Below are 25,039 nucleotides of genomic sequence, written 5' to 3'. Positions count from 1 at the left end.
CCATGATGTGTCGCGGCGAGTCTTGAGATCCGCCCAAATATGGGTACCGCGAGGCGAGTGGAAACGCACTGTCCGGGCCTTCCGCTACCCTTCCGAAATGTAAATTGTCACTGCGAGTCAGTACGGTGGATACATGAGTCATGCGGAGGCCGCTGCGCCGGTCGGTCAAGCGGCGGGCGCCATCACGGAAAACCAGCTGCCGGCAGGCCAACTGCCGGCTAACCATCTCTTCGATACAGTGCTGCCGGTTCGGCCCGCAATGGTCAACAGGGGGTCGGTTGAACGGATGAGGCCAAGCCTGATTCCGGACCTGCTGGCGGCGGGAACCGCCAAGGCCATGCTCCTGTCCGGCCGGCAGGCGCTGGTCCACGGGGACGCGCTCGTCCTGGCAGAGGCCCGGCCGCTGCTGGACCAGCTCGAGGGGGCGGCGTCCGGCCCTGCGCACATCATCTATCTCGGCGCGGCCCTCGGCTCCGAAGACCTGCCTGCCGGAACGGGAGTCCTGCTCTTCATTCTGCCGGAACCGGTGGAGCCCGGTACTGCCGGCCTGCCCGCCGGCGCCACCTGGGAAGGCTTCCGGGACGTCGCCGCGCAGCTGGACGCGACGCACACCGCCCTTTTCGTTGAGGCCAGTGCCATTGCCAACTGGCACGCCACCCACACCCACTGCCCCCGGTGCGGCGCCGTCACCAACGTGGAGGCCGGCGGATGGGTCCGGCGGTGCCCGGCCGACAACTCCGAACACTACCCGCGCACGGACCCGGCCATCATCGTCACGGTGGTTGGCCCGGACGGCCGCGTCCTGCTGGGCGGCGGCGGTCCGCTGGATGCGAAGAACTACTCCACGCTGGCCGGATTCGTCGAGCCCGGGGAATCCCTCGAACAGGCCGTCGTCCGGGAAATCCAGGAAGAGGTGGGCGTGCGGGTGCGGGCGTGCCAGTACCTTGGCTCCCAGTCGTGGCCGTTCCCGGCGTCCCTCATGCTGGGCTTTACAGCCGTCACCGATGACACAGAAGCAAAGCCCGACGGCGTCGAGGTCACCCGGGCGCGCTGGTACAGCCGGGAGGAACTCCAGGAGGCAGTACTCAGCGGCGAAATTACCATCTCCACCCGGCTCTCCATCGCCAGGTCCCTCATCGAACACTGGTACGGCGGCGTGATCCAGGACCGTCCGGCTGACGACTGACCGGCACCCCGGCCGGCAACATGCACACCGTTGACGCCACCATGGCGGAGCAGCCCATCCACCCACATGAAGCAAGCAGCAAGAAGTGACGACAGAAAATCCTGATGGCAACGCCTCCCTGGAGGACCGGATCCTAGGCGGCCTCGACGCGGAGCAGCGGGAAGTGGCCACCACCCTGACCGGCCCGCTCTGCGTGCTCGCCGGAGCCGGCACCGGCAAGACCCGTGCCATCACCCACAGGATCGCCTACGGCGTGCACTCGGGGGTCTACAGTCCGCAGCGGCTGCTGGCGGTCACATTCACGGCACGGGCGGCAGCGGAAATGCGCAGCCGGCTCCGCGATCTTGGGGTTGGCAACGTCCAGGCCAGGACGTTCCACGCGGCCGCGCTGCGGCAGCTCCAGTTTTTCTGGCCCCAGGCGGTGGGCGGGGCGCTGCCCAACCTTCTGGACCACAAGGCACAGATGATCGCCGAGGCCGCCCGGCGGCTCCGGCTGAGCACGGACCGGGCCTCCATCCGCGATCTGGCGTCGGAAATTGAATGGGCCAAGGTATCCATGCTCACGCCTGCCAACTATCTGGAAAACGCACAGGACAGGGGCGCGCCGGGCGGCTTTGACCTCACGGCCGTGGCCCGCGTGTTCCAGGCCTACGAGGACGTGAAGACCGACCGCAACGTTATCGACTTCGAGGACGTCCTCCTGATTACTGTGGGCATCCTGCAGGAAGACCCCAAGGTGGCGGCGACCGTCCGGGAACAGTACCGGCACTTCGTGGTGGATGAATACCAGGACGTTTCCCCGTTGCAGCAGCGGCTCCTGGAGCTCTGGCTCGGCGGCCGCAACGAGCTCTGCGTCGTCGGTGACGCCAGCCAGACCATTTACTCGTTCACCGGCGCATCCCCGAAGCACCTCCTCGGGTTCAAGGCACAGTACCCGGACGCGAACGTGGTCAGGCTGGTCCGGGACTACCGCTCCACTCCGCAGGTGGTCAAGCTGGCCAACGATCTCCTCGCCTCGCGCCGCAGCGGCGGGCCGGCGGCCGATGCTGCCTGGGCCACGCCGCTGAAACTCGTGGCCCAGCGGAACCCCGGACCCCTGCCGCAATTCACGGAATGCACGGATGACGAAGCCGAGGCTGCGACGGTCGCCGGCAAGATCCGCACACTCCTCGACGACGGCGTGCCGGCGAGTGAGATCGCTGTCCTGTTCCGGACCAACGGCCAGTCAGAGGCCTACGAGCAGGCTCTGGCATCGGCCGGGATCGGCTACCAGCTGCGCGGCGGCGAGCGCTTCTTTGCCCGGAAGGAGGTCCGCGACGCGATCCTCCAGCTCCGTGCGGCCACCCGTGCCGTATCCGAGTCCGATCCGCAGCCGCTGGGCCAGCTGGTACGCGACATCGTCGCATCGCTGGGTTACACCGACACCGCCCCGCACAGCGGCGGTGCCCTGCGGGAACGCTGGGAATCCCTGGCCGCGCTGGTGGCTCTGGCGGACGAGTTGGCGCAGAACCGCGGGCCGCAGTTCGGCCTGGCTGACTTCATCAACGAGCTCCAGGAACGCTCCGTTGCCCAGCACGCGCCCACCGTCCAAGGGGTCACGCTGGCGTCCCTGCACGCGGCGAAAGGCCTCGAATGGGACGCGGTTTTCCTCCTGGGGCTGAGCGAAGGGCTCATGCCCATCTCCTTCGCGGACGATCCCGCCGCGGTGGACGAAGAACGCCGGCTGCTCTATGTCGGCATCACGCGGGCCCGCGAGCACCTGTCCCTCTCGTGGTCCACCGCCCGTACCCCCGGCGGTCGTGCCAACCGGAAACCGTCCCGCTTTCTCGACGGGCTCCGTCCGGACTCCGTGGCCAGCTCGACCGCACGGGGACGGGGCGCCGCGCCGCGCCGCAAGGCGGCCGCCCCCGCATCCTGCCGGGTCTGCGGCAGCATGCTGGCCAGCGGAGCCGAGCGGAAGGTTGGCCGCTGCAGCCAGTGCCCCCCCAGCTATGAAGAGCAGACGTTCAACGCGCTCCGTGAATGGCGTAAAGAAGTCGCACACTCCGCGGACGTCCCGGCCTTCGTGGTTTTTACCGACGCAACCCTGACTGCCATCGCCGAAGCCCGGCCGTCCTCGCTCGAGGAACTGGCCGGGCTCGCGGGCGTAGGCCCGTCCAAACTGGAGCGGTACGGCGAAGCAGTCCTCGCGGTGCTGACGGAAAGCAGCACCCTCTGATGCCCGGAAAACAGATGCCCGGAAAGCAAGGGACCGGCAGGCCACTAACCACCCATGACGGGGCTCCGGTTGAGATCCGTCGCTCTGCCCGCCGGCGCCGCACGGTCGCGGCCTTCTGGGAAAACGGCACCGCCGTCGTCGCCATCCCGGCCCACTTCACCCGGGCGCAGGAGGCGGACTGGGTGCACCGGATGCTGGAGAAGCTCCGGATCCAGGGGGAGAAGCGTTCCAGCGGTGCGGGGCGGCGGCCTTCCTCGGACGCGGCGCTGGCCGCGCACGCTGCTCAGCTCTCGGCCAGGTACCTGGGCGGCAGGTCAGCCCCGACATCGGTCCGGTGGGTCAGCAACCAAAACTCCCGCTGGGGTTCAGCCACGCCCTCGGACGGGTCCATCCGGCTTTCAGACAAGCTCCGGCCCATGCCGCAGTGGGTCATCGACTACGTGCTGCTGCACGAACTGGCGCACCTGCTGGTGGCAGGCCATAACGCGGCGTTCTGGAAGCTGCTGGAGGCCTACCCCGAAACGGAGCGCGCCAAGGCTTTCCTGGAGGGCGTGGCGTTCGCCACGTCGCGCGGCCTGCCGGTCGGCGAACCTGAACCGGCTCGTTAGAGGCCGCTGGTTGAGCAGGCCCTGCTGGTTGAGCAGGCCCTGCTGGTTGAGCAGGCCGCGCTGGTTGAGCTTGTCGAAACCAGTTTCGGCCAGCTCAACCAGCGCGGTTTTCGACTAGCTCTTCGGCGCGTCGTCCCCGTCGTCGGAGGGCTTTTCGCCTTCGTCCTCATCGGTCTTGTCTCCAGCGCCCTCAGCCGGGCTGTCAAAGCCGCCGTTCAGCAGCTTCTGGAGGGCATCGTCCACTTCGCTGTCACTGGCCTCGGCCAGCTTGCGGCGTTCGCTGAATCCCTGGGGATCGTCAAGATCCTCGGCGGTGGGGAGCAGGTCCGGATGCTTCCAGATGGCGTCGCGGCCGTCGATGCCGCGCTCGGCCTTGAGCGACGCCCACAGCGTGGCGGCTTCGCGGAGCCGGCGGGGCCGCAGCTCCAGCCCGACGAGCGAAGCGAACGCATGTTCCGCGGGACCACCGGTGGCCCGGCGGCGGCGGACCGTTTCGCGGAGCGCTGCAGCAGAGGGGAGGACCTTCTCCGTGGCGGCAGCGGTGAGCTCGTCTACCCACCCCTCGACGAGGGCAAGGGCCGTCTCCAGCTTCTGCAGGGCCTGGTCCTGTTCCGGCGTGCGCTGCGGCATGAAGACGCCCTGCGAAAGGGCCTCCTGGATCCCCTCCGGGTTGCTGGGATCAAGGTCCCGCGCCAGCTCCTCGATCCGGGACGTGTCGATGTGGATGCCGCGGGCATAAGCCTCAATGGCACCCAGCAGGTGCCCGCGCAGCCACGGAACCTGGACGAACAGGCGGGCATGGGCGGCCTCGCGGACGGCGAGGAAGAGCCGGATGTCGTTTTCGGGAAGGCTGAGGCCCTCGCCGAACTTGGCCACGTTGCCGGGAAGCAGCGCCATCTCCAGATCGGCCAACGGAACTCCGATGTCCGTGGAGCTGACCACATCGGTGGACAGGGCACCGATGGCCTGGCCCAGCTGCATGCCGAAGATGGCACCGCCCACGTTCTGCAGCATGGACGAGGCGCCGCCCATCATGGACTTCATCTCCTCCGGCATCTGCTCCGTCATGGCGGTGGAGAGGGCGTTGGCCACACTGTTGGCCACGGGCTCCGTCAGACGCTTCCAGGTGCCGAGTGTCTCCTCCACCCATTCGGCGCGGGACCACGCCTTGCCGATGAGGCCTGTAGCGGGCAGGTCCGTGACCTGGTCGAGCCACAGTTCGGCGAGCCGCAGCGCCTCATCCACTTCACGTGACTGCGCGGACGTGACCGAGGGGTCGGAGCTGCCTGCGGCGACGCGGCGGGCGTTGTCGTGGGCGAGCTTCCAGTTGACCGGGCCCTCCGAGGGGGCGCTCATCATGGCCTGCACCTGGGAGAACATCTGGGCCAGCAGGTTGGGATCATTTGGCAGTCCGGCGGCTTTGGCCAGTTCTGCGGGGTCAATGTCACCCAGGCCCTTGCCGCCCATAAGGTTCTGCAGCATCTCCGCGAGCGGATCCTTTGGATTTTCGTCGCCATTGGACGGATTGAGTGGATTGGAGGTCATGATCCCGCCGATCGTCGGTGTGACTATTAATCAACTTCACGCTACCCCTGTGCAGGAGCGGCTGTCTGCCGAAAGCGGGGACGTTCGCTGTAGGCAAAGAGCTAACGGCAGGCCCGGACGCGTACTGTTAGAAGCCGGAACGTATGTAGGCCGCGCCCCGGCCGTCCGCCGGGCCGCGGCCGAGGTGCAGCGCTGAACGACGCGGTGCGGAGAGGTCCTTCAGTGACGATTACCAAGGGCGGCCAGCCCGCAGAGGAGTCCCCGGCGCCTGCCGCCGGTGGCGGGAATCCCGACGGAACCGGGGACGCCCGCCGGTCCCGGCGTGCCCGGGGCAGGGATCCCCGCATCTCCGCCATGACGTTGTCCGGTCTCCTGGCCCTCGGGCTGGGCGTGACGGCCGCCGTCCTGCCGGTCCCGTATGTGGTGGAATCGCCCGGGCCGACGTTCAACACCCTGGGCACGGAGAATACGACGCCAGTGATCAGCGTTTCCGGCCGCGAGACGTTCCCGGCCAAGGGGAACCTCGATCTGACCACTGTCTACGTCGACGGGGGCCCCAACGGTCCCGTCAGCGTATTTGAGGCGTTCTCGGCCTGGCTGGACGGATCCAAAGCGGTGTATCCCGAGGAACTGATCTTCCCGACGGGTGTGACCAAGGAAAAATCCCAGCAGGAGAGTGCCGTGGCCATGGCCACGTCGCAGGAGAACGCGGTGGCGGCGGCCCTGAAGGGGCTCGACATTCCTTACGGGCAGAAGCTCGAAGTGGCGGACCTGTCCGAGGGCTCGGCCGCGCAGGGCAAGCTGCAGGCGGGTGACACCTTCACCTCCATCAACGCCAAACCTGTCACCTCACTGGAGGTGATCCAGGACGAACTGGCCGCCGGTAAGGGAAAGCCCGCCGTCGTCGTCGTACGCCGGGACGGCAAGCAGGTCACGGAAACTGTGACGCCGGCGAAGAACCCGTCCGGACGGTACATCCTGGGCGTGCTGCTGCAGTACCGCTTCACCTTCCCGTTCGACGTGAAGATATCCCTGGACAAAGTGGGCGGCCCGAGCGCCGGGATGATGTTCGCCCTGGGAATCATGGACACCCTGACACCCGGGGACCTCACCGGCGGAAAACACATCGCGGGGACCGGCACCATCAGCCCCGACGGCGTGGTGGGCCCGATCGGCGGTATCGCGGTGAAGATGCACGGTGCCCGGGCGGACGGCGCCACCCTGTTCCTGGCCCCGGCGGCGAACTGCGCAGAAGTTGTGGGGCATATTCCGGACGGGCTGCAGGTGGTCAAGGTGGAAAACCTGGACGAGGCAAAATCGGCCGTCGAGCTGGCCGCCAAGAGCGCCGACACGTCGGGCCTTCCGGGCTGCACCAACAACTAGACTAAATCGAGGAACTAAGGCTCCGGCCCGCTCGTGGCACTTATTGACAGCCGGTGCCGGCGCTATGCAGGCGTTCCACTGAAAACTTAAAATTAATACCAGCAACTGACAAAAGCTATGAGGTACGAGTTTGTCCCGTCCTGCCAGCCCCACCCCGCCCGGAAAACTCCAGACAAGGCGAGGTGCCTTGACGCCCACGCTCATCGTCGTTGCGCTGGTTGTTGTCGGGTTCATCTTCTTCGCCAATGTGTGGACGGACGTCCTGTGGTACCAGCAGCTTGGCTACTTCGAAGTGTTCCTGACGGAGAACCTGGCGAGGATCGGCATTTTTGCCGCCGGCTTCCTCATCATGTTCGCGGCCGTGTTTTACGCGATCCGCATCGCCTACCACGCCCGGCCCGTCTACGCGCCGGACTCAGAAATCCGGGATAACCTCAACCGCTACCAGGCGCAACTCGAACCCGTGCGGCGTGTGGTCATGATCGGGCTGCCTGTGCTGTTCGGGCTCTTCGCCGGCAGCGCCGCCTCCAGCCAATGGCAAAAGGTCATGCTGTTCTTCAACCAGGAGTCCTTCGGCCAGAACGATCCGGAGTTCGGACTGGACATCGGTTTCTACCTGATGACGCTGCCGTTCCTGGGCTTTGTCACGGGGTTCCTGATCAGCGTGGCCATCGTGGCCGGCATCGCAGGCATCCTCACGCATTACCTCTACGGCAGCATCAGGATCATGGAACGCGGCATCTTCACCAGCCGCGCCGCGCAGATCCACCTCGCTGTCACCGGCGCTTCGTTCCTGGTTCTGCTGGGCATCAACTTCTGGCTGGACCGCTACTCTGCACTGCAGAACAGCGGGGGCCGCTGGGCCGGCGCGCTGTACACCGACGTCAACGCCGTCATCCCCACGAAGGCGATCCTGGCCGTGGCGGCAGCACTGGTCGCCATCCTCTTCATCGTCGCAGCCGTCATCGGCAAGTGGCGGCTTCCGGTCATCGGCACGGCGATGCTGGTCATCACCTCCATCCTTGCCGGCGGCGTCTACCCGTGGGTCATCCAGCAGTTCCAGGTCCGGCCGTCCGAGCAGACCCTTGAACGGAAGTTCATCGAGCGCAACATCGGCATGACCCGGGCAGCGTACGGCCTGGACCAGGTGAAGGTGGAGCGGTACAACGCCACCACCACCACGACCGCCGGCGCCCTGGCCCCGGACGCCCAGACCACGGCCAACATCCGGCTCCTGGACCCCAACCTCATTTCGGACGCCTTCTCGCAGCTCGAGCAGTTCCGCCCGTACTACCAGTTCCCCAAGGCGCTCAACGTCGACAGGTACATGGTGGACGGCAAGATGCAGGACACCGTCATCGCCGTGCGCGAGCTGAACCCGGACGGCCTCGCCGCCGACCAGCAGTCCTGGCTGAACCGCCACATCGTCTACACCCACGGCTACGGCGTGGTCGCCGCGAAGGGCAACAAGTTCACGGCCGACGGAAAGCCGGAGTTCCTGCAGTCCGGCATACCCTCCACCGGTGTCCTCGGCAATGACCAGACCTACGAACCCCGCATCTACTTCGGCGAGGACTCCCCGGAGTACTCGATTGTGGGTGCCCCGGAAGGCGCGGCGCACCGTGAGCAGGACCGGCCGGCGTCCAAGGAGGGCGGCGAGACCCAGTACACCTTCACCGGCAACGGCGGGCCGAACGTTGGAAGCTTCTTCAACAAGGTCCTGTACTCCATCAAGTTCCAGTCCTCGGACCTGCTACTTTCCGACGGCGTGAACGAAGCCTCCCAGATCCTGTACGAACGCAACCCGCGTGAACGCGTGCAGAAAGTTGCGCCTTACCTGACGGTGGACGGCAATGCCTACCCGGCCGTCGTTGACGGCCGGGTCAAGTGGATCGTGGACGGCTACACCACCAGCCAGTACTACCCGTACTCGCAGCAGGAACAGCTCTCCGACGCCACCACGGATTCGCAGACCACTGCCGGCCGCAACGTGGCACTGCCCAACAGCTCGGTCAACTACATCCGCAACTCGGTCAAGGCCACGGTTGACGCCTATGACGGTTCGGTCACTCTCTACGCCTGGGACGATCAGGACCCGCTCCTGAAGGCCTGGCAGAAGGTGTTCCCTTCCACCCTGAAGCCCTATTCGGAGATGTCCGCCGCTGTCATGAGCCATGTCCGCTACCCGGAGGACCTGTTCAAGGTGCAGCGTGAGCTGCTGGGCCGCTACCACGTGACGGACCCCGTGAGCTTCTACAAGAACGACGACGCGTGGAGCGTTCCGAACGATCCCACCGTGTCCGAGGAGGTCAAGCAGCCGCCGTTCTACATGTCGCTGCAGATGCCGGACCAGAAGGCACCGGCGTTCCAGCTGACGTCGTCCTACATTCCGCAGGTGGTGAACAACAACGCCCGCAACGTCCTCTACGGCTTCCTCGCGGCGGATTCGGACGCGGGCTCGAAGAAGGGCGTCAAGGCGGACAGCTACGGGCAGCTCCGGCTGCTGCAGGTTCCGCCCGAAGCCCAGGTGCCGGGCCCCGGCCAGGCACAGAACAAATTCAACTCGGATCCCACCGTCTCGCAGGCGCTGAACCTGCTGCGGCAGGGCGCATCGGATGTGCTCAACGGCAACCTGTTGACGCTTCCTGCCGGCCGGGGCATGCTCTACATCCAGCCGGTGTACCTGAAGTCCACGGGTGAAACGTCCTATCCGACGCTGCAGAGGGTGCTGGTGGCCTTTGGCGACAAGATCGGGTTCGCGCCCACCTTGGACGAGGCTCTCAACCAGCTGTTTGGGGGCCGGTCCGGGGCGACGGCCGGTGACTCCGACAACAACGGGCAGACGCCCGCACCACCCGGGGGCGGTGGCGCCACTCCGGCTCCCGCGGCGGACGCCAAGGCGGCGCTGAAGGCGGCGCTGGATGAAGCAAACGCGGCCATCAAGGCCGGCCAGGAGGCGCTGGCCAAGGGTGACTTTGCGGCGTACGGCGAGCAGCAGAAGAAGCTGTCAGCGGCACTGAAGAAGGCGCTCGACGCCGAGGCCAGGATTGGCAGTACAGGCACGGCCAGCAGCCAGACCTCGCCGTCCGCGACGCCGACGCCGACACCCAGCAGCTGACTGGCAGCCACTAACTGACAGCCACTGACTGAGAGCCGCTAACCGAGCGGCAACTGATGGAGTGCAAGGCCGGCCCTCCCCGCGACTGAACTGGTCCGCGGGGAGGACCGGCCTTTCGCGTATGGGAGGGGCCCAGGGGTCCCGAGACGCAGATCACGTCGTTTGGATTTGGCCCCCTGTTCACCGGCCGGTAGAGTAGTTCTTGCGACGCGGGGTGGAGCAGTTCGGTAGCTCGCTGGGCTCATAACCCAGAGGTCACAGGTTCAAATCCTGTCCCCGCAACTGAAGAAAAGACCCGGATCACCGTATGGTGGTCCGGGTCTTTTGTTGTCTGCTTTTCCGGTGCCCGATTTTCATAGCACCATCTTGGTGGCGCGGGGGTTTTGCCTGGGAGGGCGCCTCCCGGTCCGGCGGGGTGCCCATAAAACAGGCGCGGGACCCCGCAAAAACAGCAGTGGTCAAAGCCTCCGCAAAAGTAGGGTATTGTTGATCAAGCGACGCGGGGTGGAGCAGTTCGGTAGCTCGCTGGGCTCATAACCCAGAGGTCACAGGTTCAAATCCTGTCCCCGCAACCAGAGGGAAGCCCTGGCCACAATGTGGCCGGGGCTTTCTGCATTACCGGAGCATTTGTTCATGTGCTCGGGGTTCCTAGTATTCTCTTTCGCAGGGCCCGGAATTCCTGGCCGGCGCGGGGCGCCTCCACTGGTCAGTCATTCTCGAGAGGAATGGATAGCTCGATGTCCACAACGAAGAACAAGTCCGGCACTGCCAGGGGCAAGCGCGCCAGGCTGTACTGGGGGGTGCCTGCAGCGCTCGTGGCACTGGTGCTTGTGGTGCTCCTCGCAAAGTGGATCACCGGACTGTCCGCCGTTGCCTCCTTCATGGAGGACTACCCCGGACATTCCGAGCTTCCCGCCGGCGCCCCCGTCGGTTTCCCGGCCTGGCTGGCCTGGCAGCACTTCCTGAACGCCTTCTTCCTGCTGCTCATCATCCGTTCGGGCTGGCAGGTCCGTACCACCACCCGCCCCGGCGGCTACTGGACCCGGAACAACAAGGGCCTCATCAAAACCCGGACGGCTCCCACCAAGATCAGCCTGGAGCTCTGGTTCCACCTCACGCTTGATGCGCTGTGGATCCTCAACGGGCTAGTCTTTGTGATCCTGCTGTTCGCGACCGGCCAGTGGACGCGGATCGTTCCCACATCCTGGGATGTTTTCCCGAACGCCGTCTCGGCCGCCCTGCAGTACGCTTCACTGAACTGGCCCACGGAGAACGGCTGGGTCAACTACAACGCCCTGCAGCTGCTGACCTACTTCGCCACGGTGTTCGTTGCGGCTCCGCTGGCCTTCATCACGGGCCTGCGCATGTCCGCCGCGTGGCCCAAAAAGGCCTCCGTGCTGAACAGGGCCTTCCCCATCGAAGCGGCCCGTGCAGTGCACTTCCCCGTGATGATCTACTTTGTGGCCTTCATTGTGGTCCACGTCTTCCTGGTGCTGGCCACGGGCGCGCTCCGCAACCTCAACCACATGTACGGCGGCAGCGACGACGTGAGCTGGGTCGGTTTCTGGTTCTTCGTCGCATCAGTTGCGGTGATGGTTGCGGCATGGTTCCTGGCCCGGCCCCTGTTCCTGCGTCCGATTGCGTCCCTCATGGGTAAGGTCACCAGCCGCTAGCTCAGCGGCGTCGCTGCGCGCCCGGTTGATCGCCCGCTTGTTCACCTGCTTGTTCACCGGTCCTTGAGCCGCTGGTAAGTGTCCAGCGCCCTTTCCCGCGATTCCTGCAGGCCCACCAGCGGTTCGGGGTAGCCCGAAGCCGCCGCCGGGTTCTTCCACGGCTCGTGCACCGTCCTGTCATCCAGGTCCGCGAGTTCCGGTATGTAGCCGCGGAGGTAACTGCCACCGGCGTCGAACTTCTTGCTCTGCGTCACCGGGTTGAAAATGCGGAAGTAAGGCGACGCGTCCGCGCCAGAACCCGCCACCCATTGCCAGTTGGCCGGGTTGTTCGCTGCGTCCGCGTCGACCAGGGTGTCCCAGAACCAGGCTTCGCCCACGCGCCAGTCCGCCAGCATGTTCTTCACCAGGAACGACGCCGCAGCCATCCGGACCCTGTTATGCATCCAGCCGGTCTGCCACAGCTGCCGCATGCCGGCGTCCACCAGGGGATAACCGGTGTGCCCCTGCTGCCAGGCCTCCAGTTCGGCGTCCGACGGCGTTTGCCAGGCGAAGTGGTCGAACTCGCGGCGGTAGTTTTGGGTGGCCAGGTCCGGATTCTCGTACAGAAGCTGCCAGCAGAACTCACGCCAGCCGAGCTCGCTGCGGAAGATCCCGACGTCGGCCGGTGCTTGGCGGGGAAAGCGTTCCCGCAGGGAATGCCAGACACGGAAGGGACTGATCTCGCCGAAGCGCAGGTGCGGCGAGAGGCGGCTGGTGCCTTCGACGCCCGGCAGGTCCCGGCCCCTGCCATAGTCCTCTACGGGCCCGTCGAGAAAATTGTCCAGCCGGTTGTGGGCGCCGTCCTCGCCCGGGGTCCAAGTCGCGGCGAGACCGCCGCTCCAGTCCGGCTTGCGGGGGAGGAGCCGCCAACTGTCGAGCCGGTCACCGGCCGGCGGGCGGCCGGACGTTCCGGCTGCGGGCTGCGGCAAGTGGCCAGGGGCATCGGCGGGAAGGCGGGGTTCCGCACCAGCCAGGCAGGAACGCCAGAACGGTGTGAAGACCTTGTATGGCCCGCCTGAACCGGTGCGCACCGTCCACGGCTCGAACAGCAGGTTTGCCTGGAAGCTGGTGGTCTCGATGCCCTGCCCGGCGGCCCACTCCTTGATGCCGGCGTCGATGCTGCGCTCCGGCTGGCTGTAACGCCGGTTCCAGAACAACTGGCCGGCGCCGGTCTCAGCCGCCAAATCCTCGATGACCGAAGCGGCGGTGCCCCGGCGCAGCAACAGCCGGGACCCGTGCGCTTCGAGGCTGCCGGCGAGGGCGGACAGGGAGTGGTGGAGCCACCACCTCGCTGCGGAGCCCAGCGGGCGGATGCCGGGGGAGTCTTCATCCAGGATGTACACCACCGTCACCGGATCCGGCAGTGCAGCCGCGGCCGCGAGGGCGGGATTGTCGTCGAGTCGCAGGTCGTCGCGGAGCCAGACAATGGTGGAAGCCATGGATTCACGCTACACGTCCCGGAAACGGCAGAGGCCGGGATCCCTGTGGATCCCGGCCCCGCAGCGGTGTGCCCGGTTTGAGCGCCCGTTACAGCTTGTCGAAGTCCGCCTCGTCAACGGTGGACGACGAAGAGGACGTCGCATTGCCACCGGCCCCGATGGCCGGCTTGGCGGTGCCTGACTTCAGAGCCGCCAGCCGGGCCTCGATCTCGGTCTGTTCGCCGAGATCCTCGAGCTGGTTGAACTGGGCATCGAGGCTCGAGGCGGCAAGCTCCTGCTGGCCACGGACCTTGGCCTCTTCGCGCCGGATCTTTTCCTCGAAGCGGCCCACCTCGCTGGTGGGGTCCAGAATGTCGATGCTGCGCAGCGCGTCGTGGACCTGGGACTGCGCGGCCGCGGTCTTGGAGCGGGCCACCAGTTCGTTGCGCTTGCTGGTGAGCTGGTTCAGCTTGCCCTTCATCTGGTCCAGGCCGGTCTTGAGGCGGTCCACCACGTCGGACTGGGAGGCGATGTTGGGCTCCGCGGCGCGGGCCTCATTTTCCGATGACATCTGGCGCTGCAGTGCCACCTTGGCCAGGTTGTCGAACTTCTGTGCATCGGCTGCGTTGCCGGCACTGCGGAACTCATCAGCCTTGCGGGAAGCCGCCAGGGCCTTGTTGCCCCAGTCCTGCGCGTTCTTGATGTCCTCGTTGTAGTCGTCCTGGAGCATGCGCAGGTTTCCGATGGTCTGGGCCACCGCGGACTCGGCTTCGGCAATGTTGTTGGAGTAGTCCCGGACCATCTGGTCCAGCATCTTCTGCGGGTCCTCGGCCTGGTCCAGCAAGGCGTTGATGTTTGCCTTCGCCAGCTGCGCCATGCGGCCGAAAATGGACTGCTTAACCATGGTGTTACCTTTCGTCCTGCTCCGTGTGTGCCACTGAATACAGTGAACTGTTGTTATACCGCTTCTATCCGCCGGCCCGGTGGCCGGGCCGGCGCTTAGTTTTGCCGGCTAGAAGTCGCCTCCGCCGCCGAAGTCGCCGCCCCAATCGCCGCCGCCGGAGTCACCGCCGAAGCCGCCGGAGTCGCCGCCCCAGCCGCCGCCGTCGCTGTGGCCGCCGCCCCAGCCGCCGCCGCTGCCGCCGTTGAGGATGGAGTTGATGAGTATGCCCCCAAGGATGGCGCCGCCCAGGCCGCCGCCTCCGCCGCCGCCGAACATGCCGCCCCGGCCGTAGCCCTGGTTGGCGTAGCCACCGAACTGGTCGACGTCAGACTGTGCCAGCTGAGCCGCCTGGGCCGCCAGTGCGTGTGCCTGCTGGGCGTAGGTCAGCGCGGTGACGGGGTCGTTGCGCGAAATGGACAGCGCGTAATCGAGGTTGCGCTGGGCCTCCGCCAGACGGGTCCGGGCCTCTGTGCCGACCCCGCCGCGGCGGGCGGTGATGTAATCCGATGTCGCGCTGATCTGCGCCTGGGCCGACATGATGGTCTGCTGCAGCGACGCCTGAGCCCTGCGGGCCTGTTCCTGCTGGTCCCGAATGCCGCCCAAGGCATGGTCGAGGGCCTGATGTGCCGACTCGACCCGCTCCAGAGTGGCAATGGGGTCAATCTTGCCGCTTTGGATTTCACTCTTCACGCGCGCGAGGGCCGCTTCGACGCCGGCCACGGGCCCCTCGAGCTCCGGATGGGCGCCGGACTGGATCATGGCCTTCGCCTGGGCAAGGTCCTGGGAGGTGTCCACCACAGCGGATTCCAGTCCCTGACGGGCCGAGTCCAGGTTGCCGGCCACCTTGGAGATTGCGTCGAGCAGCACGTGCGTCTGGTGCAGGCTCTCCTCCGATGCCCGGACAGCCACGGCCGCGAGGCTTCCCTCTCCGCCAGCGAGCTTTTCACGCGCCGCTTTGCTGGCATTCTGCACGAAGGCCAGCCGTTCCTTGGCCTGGCTGATGTTGTCCGACACCTGGGCCAGCGCGCTGTCCGCGTACTTGCCGCGCAGTTCGGCCAGGGTCTGGTCAGCCCGGGCGATCTTGGCGTCAGCGTCTGCGGCGCCGGCGTCCACTGCCGCGAGGGCCTGCGGCGCGTTCTTCTCGAGTTCGCGCAGCGAGTCGAAGTCGGCCTTCTGCTCCTGCAGCGACGCCAGAGCCGCTTCCGACCTCCTGATGATTTCGCCGAGCCAGCTGCGCTGCTGTTCTTCGGTGTCGGGGATGTGGTCGTCCAGCTGCTGCTGCAGCTTGAACGACTCGGACATGTGCGCCTTGGCCTCCTGAAGTGCCTTGGTGAAGTTGCCCACGGCCGCTTCCCCGTATTGCGCCTCGGCGAAGCCCAGTTCCTGCTCGCTCGATTTGATCGCGTCGTCGGCTTCAATCAGGAGCGAGCCGCTCTTCCTGCGCAGGTCTTCGATGCTCATGCCGGCCAGGGGATCGAGTTCCGCGCCCTGCGGGCCGTAGCTTGCGCTGGACGCCTGTCCTGCCTTCTTACGCCTGTTGCGCAGGTAAAGGTACGTGCCCGCGCCACCGGCGGCGACGACGCCGGCGCCCACGAGGACCGCCGTTCCGGCTCCGGCGCCTGAGGGGACGTTGCCACTGCCGCCACCTGCGGCGTCGCCGACGGCGGCCGCTGCGTCAATGGCAGCCTGCGCGTAGTCACCGTTGCGAAGCTGCGGGTCCACGGCGCTCTTCACGATCGTGTCGCGTTGGGCGTTGGTGATCTTGCTGCTGGAGGGCTTGCTCAGCTGGTACTTGCGAGTCTCGGTAGCAACGGCGAGCACCATGGCATTGGAGCCGAGATTGGCTTTTTTGGCGACGTCGGCAGCCCATGCAGTTCCGTCAGTGGGATTCTCGAACTTTTTCACGTAGACGACGTGCAAAGTCATCGCGTGGTCGGTTCCGAGCTTCTTGATTGCCTCTTCAACGTCGGCCTCCCGGTTGCCCAGGACGCCGGCCTTGTCAACAATTTTTGTTACCGGATCGAGCGTTACCGGATCTTCGGCCCAGGCCGCCGCGGCCGGAGCCGCCAGCATTGCCGTGAGGCCGATCACGGCGAGAACACGTTTCAACATTGACCGCATGGCAACCCTTCAGCACGCCGCGGCTGGTTCGGGACGAAACAGCCGTCATAGAATGCAGCAGCGCCCCCACGCCGGGTGTAAAGCCGCAGGTCGCTGTGGCAATTCTTCTTGATTCTATGGTGCACCAGCGGGAGCGTCCACGGCGGGGAATATGCCACCAGCGAAAAGCGCTGGAGACCTTGGTGGCCGTCCAGAAAGCTGGTCAGGAACACCATCCCGGAAGCCATTCAGGAACCTCCCAGCAAACGTCCGCTTTAGTTTCAGTCGGATCGTCCATAGTTAATAGAGACGAGGATGAAAGGAAGTCCAATGACTGAGCACCCAGTACCGGGCGCAGCACCTGAGAACCGAGATCCTGCAGGGCGGCCTGTTGATCCGAGCCCTCGGCCTGAGTCCGCCGAGGGTCTCCAGCCTCCTGCGCAGCAGGACGGCGAGCATCGCACCGCTAACGCCTCCGAGAACCCGACGGTGCGCCTGGACTCCGATAGAAACCCCACCATGCCGCTGTACCGGCCCGCGCCCGAGCCGAACCAGCAGCAGCGTCCCGGCGGCCCGCACCCCGTCTACCCGCAGCACGCGCCCTTCTACGGGCAGCAGTCGGCACCGGCTACCCAGCCGATCGGTACCCAGTACTCCCAGCACAACGCGCATTCCGCGTTCCAGGGCACCCGTGGCAGCCAGCCAAAGCGCAAGGCGACGTTCGGTGTGGGGACCCTCGTGGCCAGTATCCTCGCCGCAGGCCTCGTGGGCGGCGGTGTTGCCACCGTTGGCTCCGGCAACCTGTTCGACGCCGGCGGCACCGCGCCGGCCGTCAGCTCCGGCAGCCAGCCCGGCACCGTGATCGTGAACAACCAGGACTCGGTCAACGAGATCACGGCCGCGGCCGTCAAGGCGTCACCGAGCGTTGTGACCATCAAAGCCACCAGCGGCAGCGACGGCGGCACGGGCTCAGGGATCATCCTCGACGACCAGGGCCACATCCTCACCAACACCCACGTGGTGACGCTGGACGGCGCCACCGCCAACGCGGAAATTCAGGTCCGCACGAACGACGGCCGCGTCCTTAGTGCCAAGGTGGTTGGAACCGACCCGCTCTCCGACCTGGCGGTCATCAAGGTGGACAACCCTTCAGGGCTCACGCCGGCGGCGCTGGGTGATTCCAGCAAGCTGAACGTCGGGGACACGGCTGTTGCCATCGGTTCGCCGCTGGGCCTCACCGGCACGGTGACGGACGGCATCGTTTCCACGCTGAACAGAACCATCAGCGTTGCGTCCTCGGCAGCTCCGAAAGAGGGGACGGACAACTCGCAGGGCGGCGACCAGGGCTTCGAGTTCGCTCCTCCGGGCCAGGGGCAGGGCCAGAGTTCGGCCAGCAAGGGCTCGATCTCCATCAACGTCATTCAGACGGATGCGGCCATCAACCCGGGCAACTCCGGTGGTGCATTGGTGAACAGCAAGGGTGAAGTGATTGGCGTCAACGTCGCCATCGCCTCCGCCGGCGGCAGCTCCGCCGCGGGAGGAACAGGCAACATCGGCGTGGGCTTCAGCATCCCGATCAACAATGCAAGGCGCGTGGCGCAGGAAATCATCGACAACGGCAAGGCCACGCACGGCCAGCTGGGCGTGAGCGTCCAGCCGAAGTCGGCATCGGACGCCGGGTTCTCGACAGGTGCCGATGTTGCTTCGGTGGAGCAGGGCTCGGCGGCGGCCAAGGCAGGGATCAAGGTGGGCGACGTGGTGACGCGCTTCAACGATCTGGCCATCAGTGACCCGAACCAGCTGACGGCAGCCGTCCGCGAGCAGCCAGCCGGCTCGTCAGTGAAGATTACGGTCCTGCGCAACAACCGTGAGCAGCAACTGGACGTCACGCTCGGCGCAGCCGCCGAGCAGTAGCCGCAGAGCAGTAGGCATAGAGCAGTAACTGCGCCCAGCACGACGGCGGGCCGCACCTGAGGTGCGGCCCGCCGTCGTCGTCCTTGCCTTTGCCGAGGCCTTTGACACAGGCGTTAACGGGACGTCATATGACGGGCCCAATATGGTTAGCTAGGAGCTACCCGTATCCCGGGCGTTCCACGGCCACGACCTCACCCGGCTGGCTATCCACAAGCACGGAAGGCTGCTGTAAACACAGTGGAAGAGACATTGAAGATCGTCGTCCTGGTCAAGCATGTGCCGGACGCCCAGTTCGACCGGCACCTCAGCGGCGAGGGCCACACCACGGACCGCGACGAAAGCATCCTGTCTGAACTGGATGAGTACGCCCTGGAGGCCGCGCTGCAGTTGGCCGAAGCCCGCGGCGGTGCCAAGGCCGGCAACAAGGTGATCGCTTTGAGCATGGGACCGGCCGGCGCCGTGAACGCCATCAAGAAATCCCTGCAGATCGGTGCCACCGAAGGCGTGCACCTCACCGACGGGGCCCTCGCCGGCTCTGATGCGGCCGCCACGTCCCTGGCGCTCGCGGCCGCCGTCCGCCATCTCGGCGCGGATACCCCCGTGGACCTCGTACTGACCGGCATGGCCTCCACCGACGGCGAGACCTCCCTGGTGCCGGCACAGCTCGCCGAGCGTCTGGGGCTTCCGCAGGTTACGTTCGCCTCCTCCCTGGAGGTCGACGGCGGACGGGTCACGGCACGCCGCGATGCGGATACCCACTCGGAAACGGTTGAGGCGTCGCTGCCCGCAGTGGTTTCCGTGACCGACCAGATCAACGAGCCGCGCTACCCGAACTTCAAGGGCATCATCGCGGCCAAGCGCAAGAGCATCACCACCCTGTCCCTAGCCGACATCGGCGTGGCTTCCTCCCAGGTGGGCCACACCGGATCCTGGACGCGCGTGACGGCGGCCGAGGAACGTCCGCCGCGCACTGCCGGCACCATCATCACGGACGAAGGCGACGCCGGCATCCAGCTGGTTGACTTTTTGGCCGCCCAGAAGCTGCTCTAAGGGGACCCCACAACATGGCAAACGTACTGGTATTCATTGACAACCCCGGGCAGGCTCTCAAGAAGAGCAGCCTGGAACTCCTCACCATCGCCCGCTCCCTTGGGGAAACTGCCGTGGCAGTCAACGGTGAACTGTCCGACGACGTCGCCGGCACCCTGGGCGCCTACGGTGCGGCCGCCGTCTTCCGGCCGTCCGCAGCGGACCTCGACGACTACCTGGTCGCGCCGAAGGCCGCCTTCCTCGCTGCCGTAGCGGATAAGGCCGGTGCCACCACCGTGCTGCTCGAGAACTCGCCTGAGGGCAAGGAAATAGCGGCCCGGCTTGGCATCCGGCTGAGCGCCGGCGTCATCACCGACGTCGTCGCGGTGGACGCCGACGGCACCGCCCACAAGTCGGTGCTGGCCGGTTCCTACACCACGACGGCGAAGGCCACCACCCCGGTCACCGTGCTGTCCGTGAAGGCCAACACCGTCGAGCCACAACCCGCGACGGCTCCGGGCGCACCGGAGACGCTCACTGTTGATGTCCCCGCCGAGGCAACTGCCGCGGCAGCCCGCATCACCTCCCGGGAACAGAAGGTCGCCAGCGGCCGCCCGGATCTTACCGATGCGCGCATCGTGGTGGCCGGCGGACGCGGCCTCGACGGCGACTTCGGCCCCGTGGAGGAACTGGCGGATGCACTGGGTGCGGCCGTGGGCGCCTCGCGCGCGGCAACTGACGCCGGCTGGATCAGCCACGACGCGCAGGTCGGACAGACCGGCAAGACCGTTTCGCCGCAGCTGTACATCTCCGCCGGCATCTCCGGCGCCATCCAGCAGAAGGCCGGCATGCAGACCGCCAAGGTCATCGTCGCCGTTAACAAGGACGCCGAGTCTCCGGTATTCGAAATCGCGGACTTCGGCATCGTGGGCGATCTCTTCCAGGTGCTGCCGCAGGCAACTGAAGAAATCAAGAAGCGCAAGGCGTGAATCCTTGACCCCAAACGCTGCACCAGCGCAGAGCCCGTTCAATCCGGAACAGCACCGGGTTGAGCGGGTGCTCTGTTTCTCAGCCCATCCCGATGACATCGATTTCGGCGCCGCCGGCACCATCGCCGCGTGGACGGCGGCCGGCGTCGAGGTCAGTTACTGCATCATGACCGACGGCGACGCCGGCGGCTTCGACCCTGCGCAGCGCGCCGAAATCATCGCCCTCAGGGCGGCCGAGCAGGAGCGTGCCGCCGCCCTGGTCGGCGTCACGGACATCCACTACCTGCACCAGCGGGACGGGTACCTTGAACCGAACCACGAGGTGATGCGCGGAGTCGTGAAGCTGATCCGCGAAATCCGGCCCGACGTCGTGCTTTCCATGCATCCGGAGCGCAACTGGAAGCGCATCCAGAAGAGCCATCCGGACCATCTGGCGGTGGGGGAGGCGGTGACCCGTGCCGTCTACCCGGCAGTGGAAAACCCCTTCGCTTACGCGGACCTCGCAGAGGCCGGCCTCGAGGCCTTCAAGCTTCCGTGGCTGTGGCTCTACGCCGGTCCGGAGGAGCGGGAGAACCACTTTGTGGACGTCACAGACCATGTGGAGAGCAAGCTCGAGGCGATCCACGTGCACGTCAGCCAGCATCCTGACGCCGAGGCCATGGAGGCCACTGTCAGGCGCGGCATGCAAGTGAACGCCGAACGCTCCGGGCTCCCCACTGGCCGGAGCGCCGAGGCGTTCCACGTGGTCATGGTCAACGGGCCGGGGACTATCGCAGGCTTCTAAGCTGACTTCCGGCGTGCTGTCAGCCTCCGGCTGAACTGAGCTGCGACGCCGCGTAGACCTTGATCCCCTCCAGCAGGTACGGGGCGAGGCCTGCGCGGCTCTTGTCGTAGAAGGCGCTGAACCGGGGATCTTCGACGTACATCCGGCCCAGGCCAACGTAGCTGTCCGCATCCGGGGTCCAGCTGACGCAGACCCAGCGGTAGTGGCGTTCGACGGCGGCCTGCACCCGGGCGTCGTCCGCCGGCAGGCCGGCGTCCAGGCACCGGGCCAGCTCCTCGTTGATTGCACCGGCCTCAGCCAGAAAGGCCTCCTTGTCGGCAGCGCTCAGCGCGGCGTTCCGCGCCTTGCTGTCCTCGACTGCCTTATCGCCCCAGCGCTCTCGGGCCTCCTCCTCGTACGGGTTGGTGTCAAAGTCCTTGAAAATTTCTTCGCCTGACATGGCGTCTCCTCGCTGCAGTGCCGATATGGTGGCGCCGACGGTCCTGGCCATGCGGTCCAGGCGGTCGCGCTCGGCCAGCAGCCACTTCCGGTGCACGTTCAGCGCATCCAGCTGGTCTGCCTGGCCGTCCAGAACCTGGCTGATGGTTTCCAGGCCAAGGCCAAGTTCGCGGAGAAGCAGTATCCGCTGAAGACGCAGCAATTCAGGCTGCGTGTAGTAGCGGTAGCCGTTGTGCCCGGTGTAGGCAGGCGGCAGCAACCCCACCCGGTCGTAATGCCGGAGGGTCCTGGACGAGACCCTGCCCAGCTTCGCCAGTTCGGCGATCGACCAGCTCCTGAGTTCTTCCTGCTTCATGCCTCGAGCGTAGAAGTTGACGCAGCGTCAACGTCAAGCCTGCATGAAGTGGCTCTGGTCCAGGTGGGTCAGCCAGGCTCAGGTGTTCAGCGGGGCGGCGGCCACAGTGGGGAGCGTCGGCGTAGCGGATCCGCCGACGGGTTCGACCGTGATGCCGAGCGAGGCCGCGGAGCCGATGCCCTTGACCAGGGCCGGCTTCGACAGTGCCTCCGCGTCCATCAGGCCCTGCGAGACAGGGGTGGAGCCGTCCTTGGGAATCAGCCACATCTGGTAGACCTTGCCCGCGGGCGGCGGCGGCACATCCTTCATCCGCACCACCAGCGCATCATGCGACTGCGAGATCGAAACAGTCGCCGTGCCTCCGCCGTTGACATCGACAGTCGCCTGCCGCGCGTCCTGTGCCTCGATGACCTGGTTGAAGGGATCGTTCTGGTTTGCCAGGTAGGCCCCCACCCCAACACCGCCGAGCGCGATCACGGCAGCAGCCGCAACACCGATCAGCCAGTTACGGAGCCCGGACGTCCGGCGTCGTACTTCACGGCGCTGGCGAGCAGCGGAAAGTTCGTCGGCAGCGGGGGCCGGCTCGGCCGCAGCGGCGTGTGCCGCGGCCGGCTCCGCCGCCGGTGCAGCAGCGGGAAGCTGCGCGACAATCCGGGCGAACAGGTCCGCAGGAGGCTCCTCCTCGGCCGCAAAGGACAATGCCAGTGTCTCCCTGGCCTGGCGGACACGGTCGTTGAAGGACTCGCGTTCGGCCTCGGGAGCGCCGCTGATGTAGGCGTCGATGGCCTCCCGCTCAGCGTCGCTGACGGCGTCCAGAGCGTATATTTCGGCGAGTTCCACTGCCCGCCCGGCCGCAAGGTCGGTGGAAATATCGGCAGCAAAGGCCCTGGGCAGCTGGCGCCCGCGGGAATCATTCATATCGGTCATTGTCAGCTCACCCCCAGGCAGGTCTTGAGTCGGATCAGTCCGTCGCGGATGCGGGACTTTATGGTCGGAATGGCCGCGTTCAGCCTTTCAGCCACTTCGCGGTAGGTGAGGCCGCCGTAATAGGCGAGCCGAACGGATTCCTGCTGCGTCTCGGTCAGGGTCTCCAGGCAGCGCACCACGGCTTCGGCTTCCAGCCGGCTGTCCACCTCGTCCGACACCGAGTCGTGGTCGATGTCCTGGCTGTTGGCGCCGTACCTGGCCTCACGGTCGCTCGCGGACTGCGAGGACCGGACCCTGTCCACGGCCCTGCGGTGCGAGATGGTCATGAGCCAGGCCAGGGCACTTCCGTTCGCCGGATCGAACTTGCCGGCGTTCTGCCAGACCTGCAGGAAGACCTCCTGCGTGGTGTCCTCGCTGAGCTCCGGGTCGATCAGCACCCGGCGCGCCATGCCGAACACCCGCCGCGACGTCAGCCGGTAGAACTCGGCGAAGGACGCCTGGTCGCCGTCCGCAATCCGCTCCAGCAGCTGTGCCAGCTGCTGGTTAAGGTCGACGGCGGTGCCGGGCGGCGCGGGGGCGTCGAAGTTCGGCGCGTTGGGAGTTTCCATCACTCTCAAGCATAGGTTGCCTGCCGGTGGGGGCTGCACAGGAGTTGGGGCTATGGCAGCATCGTGCCGGGCAAAACGGAACGCCGCGTTGCCCGGTTGGAGTGTTTTCACCTGCCGCTCCTTACGCCCTGTGGATGTGCGCGCCCTGGGACGTGCTCAGGAGGGATTCGGGGCAGCACCGGCTTTGGATGGGTGCCCGTGCCCGCGGGCTGCGCTCAGAGCTGTGCGCCGGTGAAACCCTGCTGGCGCCAGGCCTCGTAGACGGCGATGGATGCCGCGTTTGCCAGGTTCAGCGACCGCAGCGACGGCAGCATGGGCAGTCGGACCCGGGACGTGACGTGGGGATCGCGCTTCACGGCATCCGGCAGGCCCACCGACTCCGGGCCGAACAGCAGGACATCGCCCGGTCTGTAGGCGATGTCCGTGTAGGACACCTCGCCGTCAGAGGTGAAGGCAAAGACGCGCTCCGGCCGCAGCGCCTCCCAGGCTGCCTCGATGCTGGGATGGACGGTAACCACGGCAAGGTCGTGGTAGTCCAGGCCGGCGCGGCGGAGCTTGGCATCGGAGAAGTCGAAGCCCAAAGGCTCCACGAGGTGGAGTTCGGCGCCGGTGATGGCGGCGAGGCGGATGGCGTTGCCCGTATTGCCGGGAATTTCGGGCATGTGGAAGAGGATGCGGAACACGGTTCAATCCTAGCGTCGGAAAATCCGGCACTCCTCGGCCAGGACCTGAGTGCATGGTTTTAGTGCATGCCCCTGAGCAGCCGGGCGAGCACCTGGACATTGACGGTGTTCGGCGCCGGGCCGGAGGCCAGGAAATCCTTGAGCCCGCGGGACAGGCCGGCAGCGTTGACCACCTGGACGACGTCGGAGCCGCCGCGGGAACGGCGGTGGCGGTCGATGACGGGTTCGTGGAGGTTGCCGTCCGGGCTGTGGACCACGGTCCACCCGGTCACGTTCAGCTCGGGAAAAATGTCCTGCATCTGCCAGACCACGTGGGCCAGCTGTGGCGGGGCGACCGACCTGCCGCCGTGATTGAGCGTGTTTCCGTCCCAGGCGTAAGCCCCCTTGGGCAGCAGCATGGAGCCGATCAGCGCAAGCCGGTAGCCCGAGAGCAGCGCGTGGTCAATGTGGCTGTTGTCCGCCGGCGACTGCAGGCCGTTGATCAGGCGCGCCGCCGGGATCGCCGGCAGGACCTGCCGGCTGATTAGCTGTACCGTGCGCAGCTCGCGCTGGATCCGGGCTTCCGCGCCGAAGATGCCGCGCTTCCTGGGCATGCCGTGAACCTGCTGGCTGGCCAGCTCCGGCGGGAGGAGCGGAACAGTGCCCGGCGTGTCGAAGGGCGGGACGTAGACAGGGGCATCGCCGGAGGTGTTCCGGGGCGTTCCCGGCTTGTGGATGGTCGCCGAGGCGTGGCTGCCGGCGGCCGGGGCGTCGAAGTGCGCTTCGTCGCCGTCTGCGCGGCTCCTGCGCGGGCCGGTCGCGTAGGAGCGGTCATAGGCGGCCCGCCGCTGGGGATCGATGAGCGTTTCATACGCAAGAGTGACCTGGCGGAACGTCGCGGCGTCACCTCCGTGATCGGGATGCGAAGCGCGGGCAGCCTTGCGGTAGGCCACCTTGATCTCCCTCTCCGTCGCGGTCACCGCCACGCGGAGCACTTCGTAGTGGGAACTGCTGCCCTTGGTCAAGCATGGTCCTTAAGTCGTTGTTGCCGGCGTGCATGCGCTGTCCGGTGTGCCAAGCATATAAGCCGGTCTTGGCGGTC

The 25,039-nt window shown here is 66.4% G+C and carries 19 protein-coding genes and 2 tRNA genes; 12 read left to right on the top strand and 9 right to left on the bottom strand.

Annotation, left to right across the window (positions count from 1 at the left end; genetic code table 11):
- Nucleotides 1-133 precede the first annotated feature (133 nt).
- The 3 genes from nudC (at nucleotide 134) to LFT45_RS14810 (ending at nucleotide 4,012) form a co-directional block, all read left to right on the top strand.
- A complete protein-coding gene (nudC, locus tag LFT45_RS14820; protein WP_236804204.1) occupies nucleotides 134-1,186 on the top strand; it encodes an NAD(+) diphosphatase in 1,053 nt (350 codons plus the stop codon).
- 85 nt (nucleotides 1,187-1,271) lie between these two features.
- Nucleotides 1,272-3,404 (top strand): ATP-dependent DNA helicase UvrD2, encoded by a 2,133-nt coding sequence (locus tag LFT45_RS14815; protein WP_236804202.1) that lies wholly within the window; start codon nucleotides 1,272-1,274, stop codon nucleotides 3,402-3,404.
- Nucleotides 3,404-4,012 (top strand): M48 metallopeptidase family protein, encoded by a 609-nt coding sequence (locus LFT45_RS14810; protein ID WP_236804200.1) that lies wholly within the window; start codon nucleotides 3,404-3,406, stop codon nucleotides 4,010-4,012. Before LFT45_RS14815 ends, LFT45_RS14810 begins: the two co-directional genes overlap by 1 nt.
- 114 nt (nucleotides 4,013-4,126) lie before the next feature.
- On the opposite strand, the gene LFT45_RS14805 is transcribed toward LFT45_RS14810, so the two are convergent.
- The gene (locus LFT45_RS14805) at nucleotides 4,127-5,557 is read right to left on the bottom strand and encodes a zinc-dependent metalloprotease (RefSeq protein ID WP_236804198.1); all 1,431 of its coding nucleotides are present in this window, start codon (nucleotides 5,555-5,557) and stop codon (nucleotides 4,127-4,129) included.
- 222 nt (nucleotides 5,558-5,779) lie between these two features.
- Between LFT45_RS14805 and LFT45_RS14800 the strand changes: the two genes are divergently transcribed.
- From LFT45_RS14800 to LFT45_RS14780, 5 genes are all read left to right on the top strand, one after another.
- Entirely contained in the window at nucleotides 5,780-6,940 is a 1,161-nt protein-coding gene (locus LFT45_RS14800; RefSeq protein ID WP_236804196.1) for a YlbL family protein, read from the top strand.
- Between the two features lie 187 nt (nucleotides 6,941-7,127).
- The gene (locus LFT45_RS14795; protein WP_236804195.1) at nucleotides 7,128-10,058 is read left to right on the top strand and encodes a UPF0182 family membrane protein; all 2,931 of its coding nucleotides are present in this window, start codon (nucleotides 7,128-7,130) and stop codon (nucleotides 10,056-10,058) included.
- A 208-nt stretch (nucleotides 10,059-10,266) separates the two neighbouring features.
- Nucleotides 10,267-10,340 (top strand) — tRNA-Met (locus LFT45_RS14790).
- Between the two features lie 216 nt (nucleotides 10,341-10,556).
- A tRNA-Met gene (locus tag LFT45_RS14785) sits at nucleotides 10,557-10,633 on the top strand.
- A gap of 162 nt (nucleotides 10,634-10,795) precedes the next feature.
- Nucleotides 10,796-11,731 carry a cytochrome b/b6 domain-containing protein gene (locus LFT45_RS14780; RefSeq protein WP_236804193.1) on the top strand — a complete coding sequence of 312 codons (936 nt, stop codon included), beginning with the start codon at nucleotides 10,796-10,798 and terminating at the stop codon, nucleotides 11,729-11,731.
- A 53-nt stretch (nucleotides 11,732-11,784) separates the two neighbouring features.
- Here LFT45_RS14780 and LFT45_RS14775 read toward each other — a convergent pair whose 3' ends face one another.
- From LFT45_RS14775 to LFT45_RS14765, 3 genes are all read right to left on the bottom strand, one after another.
- Nucleotides 11,785-13,209: a cryptochrome/photolyase family protein gene (locus LFT45_RS14775; RefSeq protein WP_236804191.1), complete on the bottom strand. Its 1,425-nt coding sequence runs from the start codon at nucleotides 13,207-13,209 to the stop codon at nucleotides 11,785-11,787.
- Nucleotides 13,210-13,297: 88 nt separating this feature from the next.
- Nucleotides 13,298-14,092 carry a PspA/IM30 family protein gene (locus tag LFT45_RS14770; protein ID WP_236804189.1) on the bottom strand — a complete coding sequence of 265 codons (795 nt, stop codon included), beginning with the start codon at nucleotides 14,090-14,092 and terminating at the stop codon, nucleotides 13,298-13,300.
- A gap of 108 nt (nucleotides 14,093-14,200) precedes the next feature.
- Nucleotides 14,201-16,252, bottom strand: a complete 2,052-nt coding sequence (locus LFT45_RS14765) for a TPM domain-containing protein (RefSeq protein ID WP_236804187.1) — start codon at nucleotides 16,250-16,252, stop codon at nucleotides 14,201-14,203.
- Between the two features lie 309 nt (nucleotides 16,253-16,561).
- Between LFT45_RS14765 and LFT45_RS14760 the strand changes: the two genes are divergently transcribed.
- The 4 genes from LFT45_RS14760 (at nucleotide 16,562) to LFT45_RS14745 (ending at nucleotide 20,947) form a co-directional block, all read left to right on the top strand.
- The gene (locus LFT45_RS14760; RefSeq protein WP_236804185.1) at nucleotides 16,562-18,145 is read left to right on the top strand and encodes a S1C family serine protease; all 1,584 of its coding nucleotides are present in this window, start codon (nucleotides 16,562-16,564) and stop codon (nucleotides 18,143-18,145) included.
- Nucleotides 18,146-18,394: 249 nt separating this feature from the next.
- On the top strand, nucleotides 18,395-19,195 hold the full coding sequence (locus LFT45_RS14755) for an electron transfer flavoprotein subunit beta/FixA family protein (RefSeq protein ID WP_236809365.1): 801 nt from the start codon (nucleotides 18,395-18,397) through the stop codon (nucleotides 19,193-19,195).
- 14 nt (nucleotides 19,196-19,209) lie between these two features.
- Complete coding sequence (locus LFT45_RS14750) at nucleotides 19,210-20,163, top strand: electron transfer flavoprotein subunit alpha/FixB family protein (RefSeq protein ID WP_236804182.1); 954 nt, start codon at nucleotides 19,210-19,212, stop codon at nucleotides 20,161-20,163.
- A gap of 4 nt (nucleotides 20,164-20,167) precedes the next feature.
- Entirely contained in the window at nucleotides 20,168-20,947 is a 780-nt protein-coding gene (locus tag LFT45_RS14745; protein WP_236804178.1) for a PIG-L deacetylase family protein, read from the top strand.
- A 19-nt stretch (nucleotides 20,948-20,966) separates the two neighbouring features.
- Here the strand turns inward: LFT45_RS14745 and LFT45_RS14740 are convergent, their stop codons facing one another.
- From LFT45_RS14740 to LFT45_RS14720, 5 genes are all read right to left on the bottom strand, one after another.
- Entirely contained in the window at nucleotides 20,967-21,740 is a 774-nt protein-coding gene (locus tag LFT45_RS14740) for a MerR family transcriptional regulator (RefSeq protein ID WP_236804176.1), read from the bottom strand.
- Between the two features lie 78 nt (nucleotides 21,741-21,818).
- A complete protein-coding gene (locus LFT45_RS14735) occupies nucleotides 21,819-22,667 on the bottom strand; it encodes an anti-sigma factor (protein WP_442863560.1) in 849 nt (282 codons plus the stop codon).
- A gap of 2 nt (nucleotides 22,668-22,669) precedes the next feature.
- The gene (locus LFT45_RS14730) at nucleotides 22,670-23,275 is read right to left on the bottom strand and encodes a sigma-70 family RNA polymerase sigma factor (protein ID WP_236804171.1); all 606 of its coding nucleotides are present in this window, start codon (nucleotides 23,273-23,275) and stop codon (nucleotides 22,670-22,672) included.
- 215 nt (nucleotides 23,276-23,490) lie between these two features.
- A complete protein-coding gene (locus tag LFT45_RS14725) occupies nucleotides 23,491-23,958 on the bottom strand; it encodes a tRNA (cytidine(34)-2'-O)-methyltransferase (RefSeq protein WP_236804169.1) in 468 nt (155 codons plus the stop codon).
- Nucleotides 23,959-24,017: 59 nt separating this feature from the next.
- Nucleotides 24,018-24,962 (bottom strand): J domain-containing protein, encoded by a 945-nt coding sequence (locus tag LFT45_RS14720; protein ID WP_236804167.1) that lies wholly within the window; start codon nucleotides 24,960-24,962, stop codon nucleotides 24,018-24,020.
- Nucleotides 24,963-25,039: the final 77 nt, after the last annotated feature.

The organism is Arthrobacter sp. FW305-BF8 (genome assembly GCF_021789315.1).
In the GTDB taxonomy this organism is placed as follows: domain Bacteria; phylum Actinomycetota; class Actinomycetes; order Actinomycetales; family Micrococcaceae; genus Arthrobacter.
This window is presented reverse-complemented; position numbering and strand designations above follow the sequence as displayed.

Coding starts and splice junctions, on each gene's coding strand:
- LFT45_RS14775 (WP_236804191.1), bottom strand. CDS start 13,209: ATGGCTTCCACCATTGTCTGGCTCCGCGACGACCTGCGACTCGACGAC.
- LFT45_RS14730 (WP_236804171.1), bottom strand. CDS start 23,275: ATGGAAACTCCCAACGCGCCGAACTTCGACGCCCCCGCGCCGCCCGGC.
- LFT45_RS14770 (WP_236804189.1), bottom strand. CDS start 14,092: ATGGTTAAGCAGTCCATTTTCGGCCGCATGGCGCAGCTGGCGAAGGCA.
- LFT45_RS14780 (WP_236804193.1), top strand. CDS start 10,796: ATGTCCACAACGAAGAACAAGTCCGGCACTGCCAGGGGCAAGCGCGCC.
- nudC (WP_236804204.1), top strand. CDS start 134: ATGAGTCATGCGGAGGCCGCTGCGCCGGTCGGTCAAGCGGCGGGCGCC.
- LFT45_RS14760 (WP_236804185.1), top strand. CDS start 16,562: ATGACTGAGCACCCAGTACCGGGCGCAGCACCTGAGAACCGAGATCCT.
- LFT45_RS14805 (WP_236804198.1), bottom strand. CDS start 5,557: ATGACCTCCAATCCACTCAATCCGTCCAATGGCGACGAAAATCCAAAG.
- LFT45_RS14765 (WP_236804187.1), bottom strand. CDS start 16,252: ATGCGGTCAATGTTGAAACGTGTTCTCGCCGTGATCGGCCTCACGGCA.
- LFT45_RS14750 (WP_236804182.1), top strand. CDS start 19,210: ATGGCAAACGTACTGGTATTCATTGACAACCCCGGGCAGGCTCTCAAG.
- LFT45_RS14740 (WP_236804176.1), bottom strand. CDS start 21,740: ATGAAGCAGGAAGAACTCAGGAGCTGGTCGATCGCCGAACTGGCGAAG.
- LFT45_RS14735 (WP_442863560.1), bottom strand. CDS start 22,667: ATGACCGATATGAATGATTCCCGCGGGCGCCAGCTGCCCAGGGCCTTT.
- LFT45_RS14810 (WP_236804200.1), top strand. CDS start 3,404: ATGCCCGGAAAACAGATGCCCGGAAAGCAAGGGACCGGCAGGCCACTA.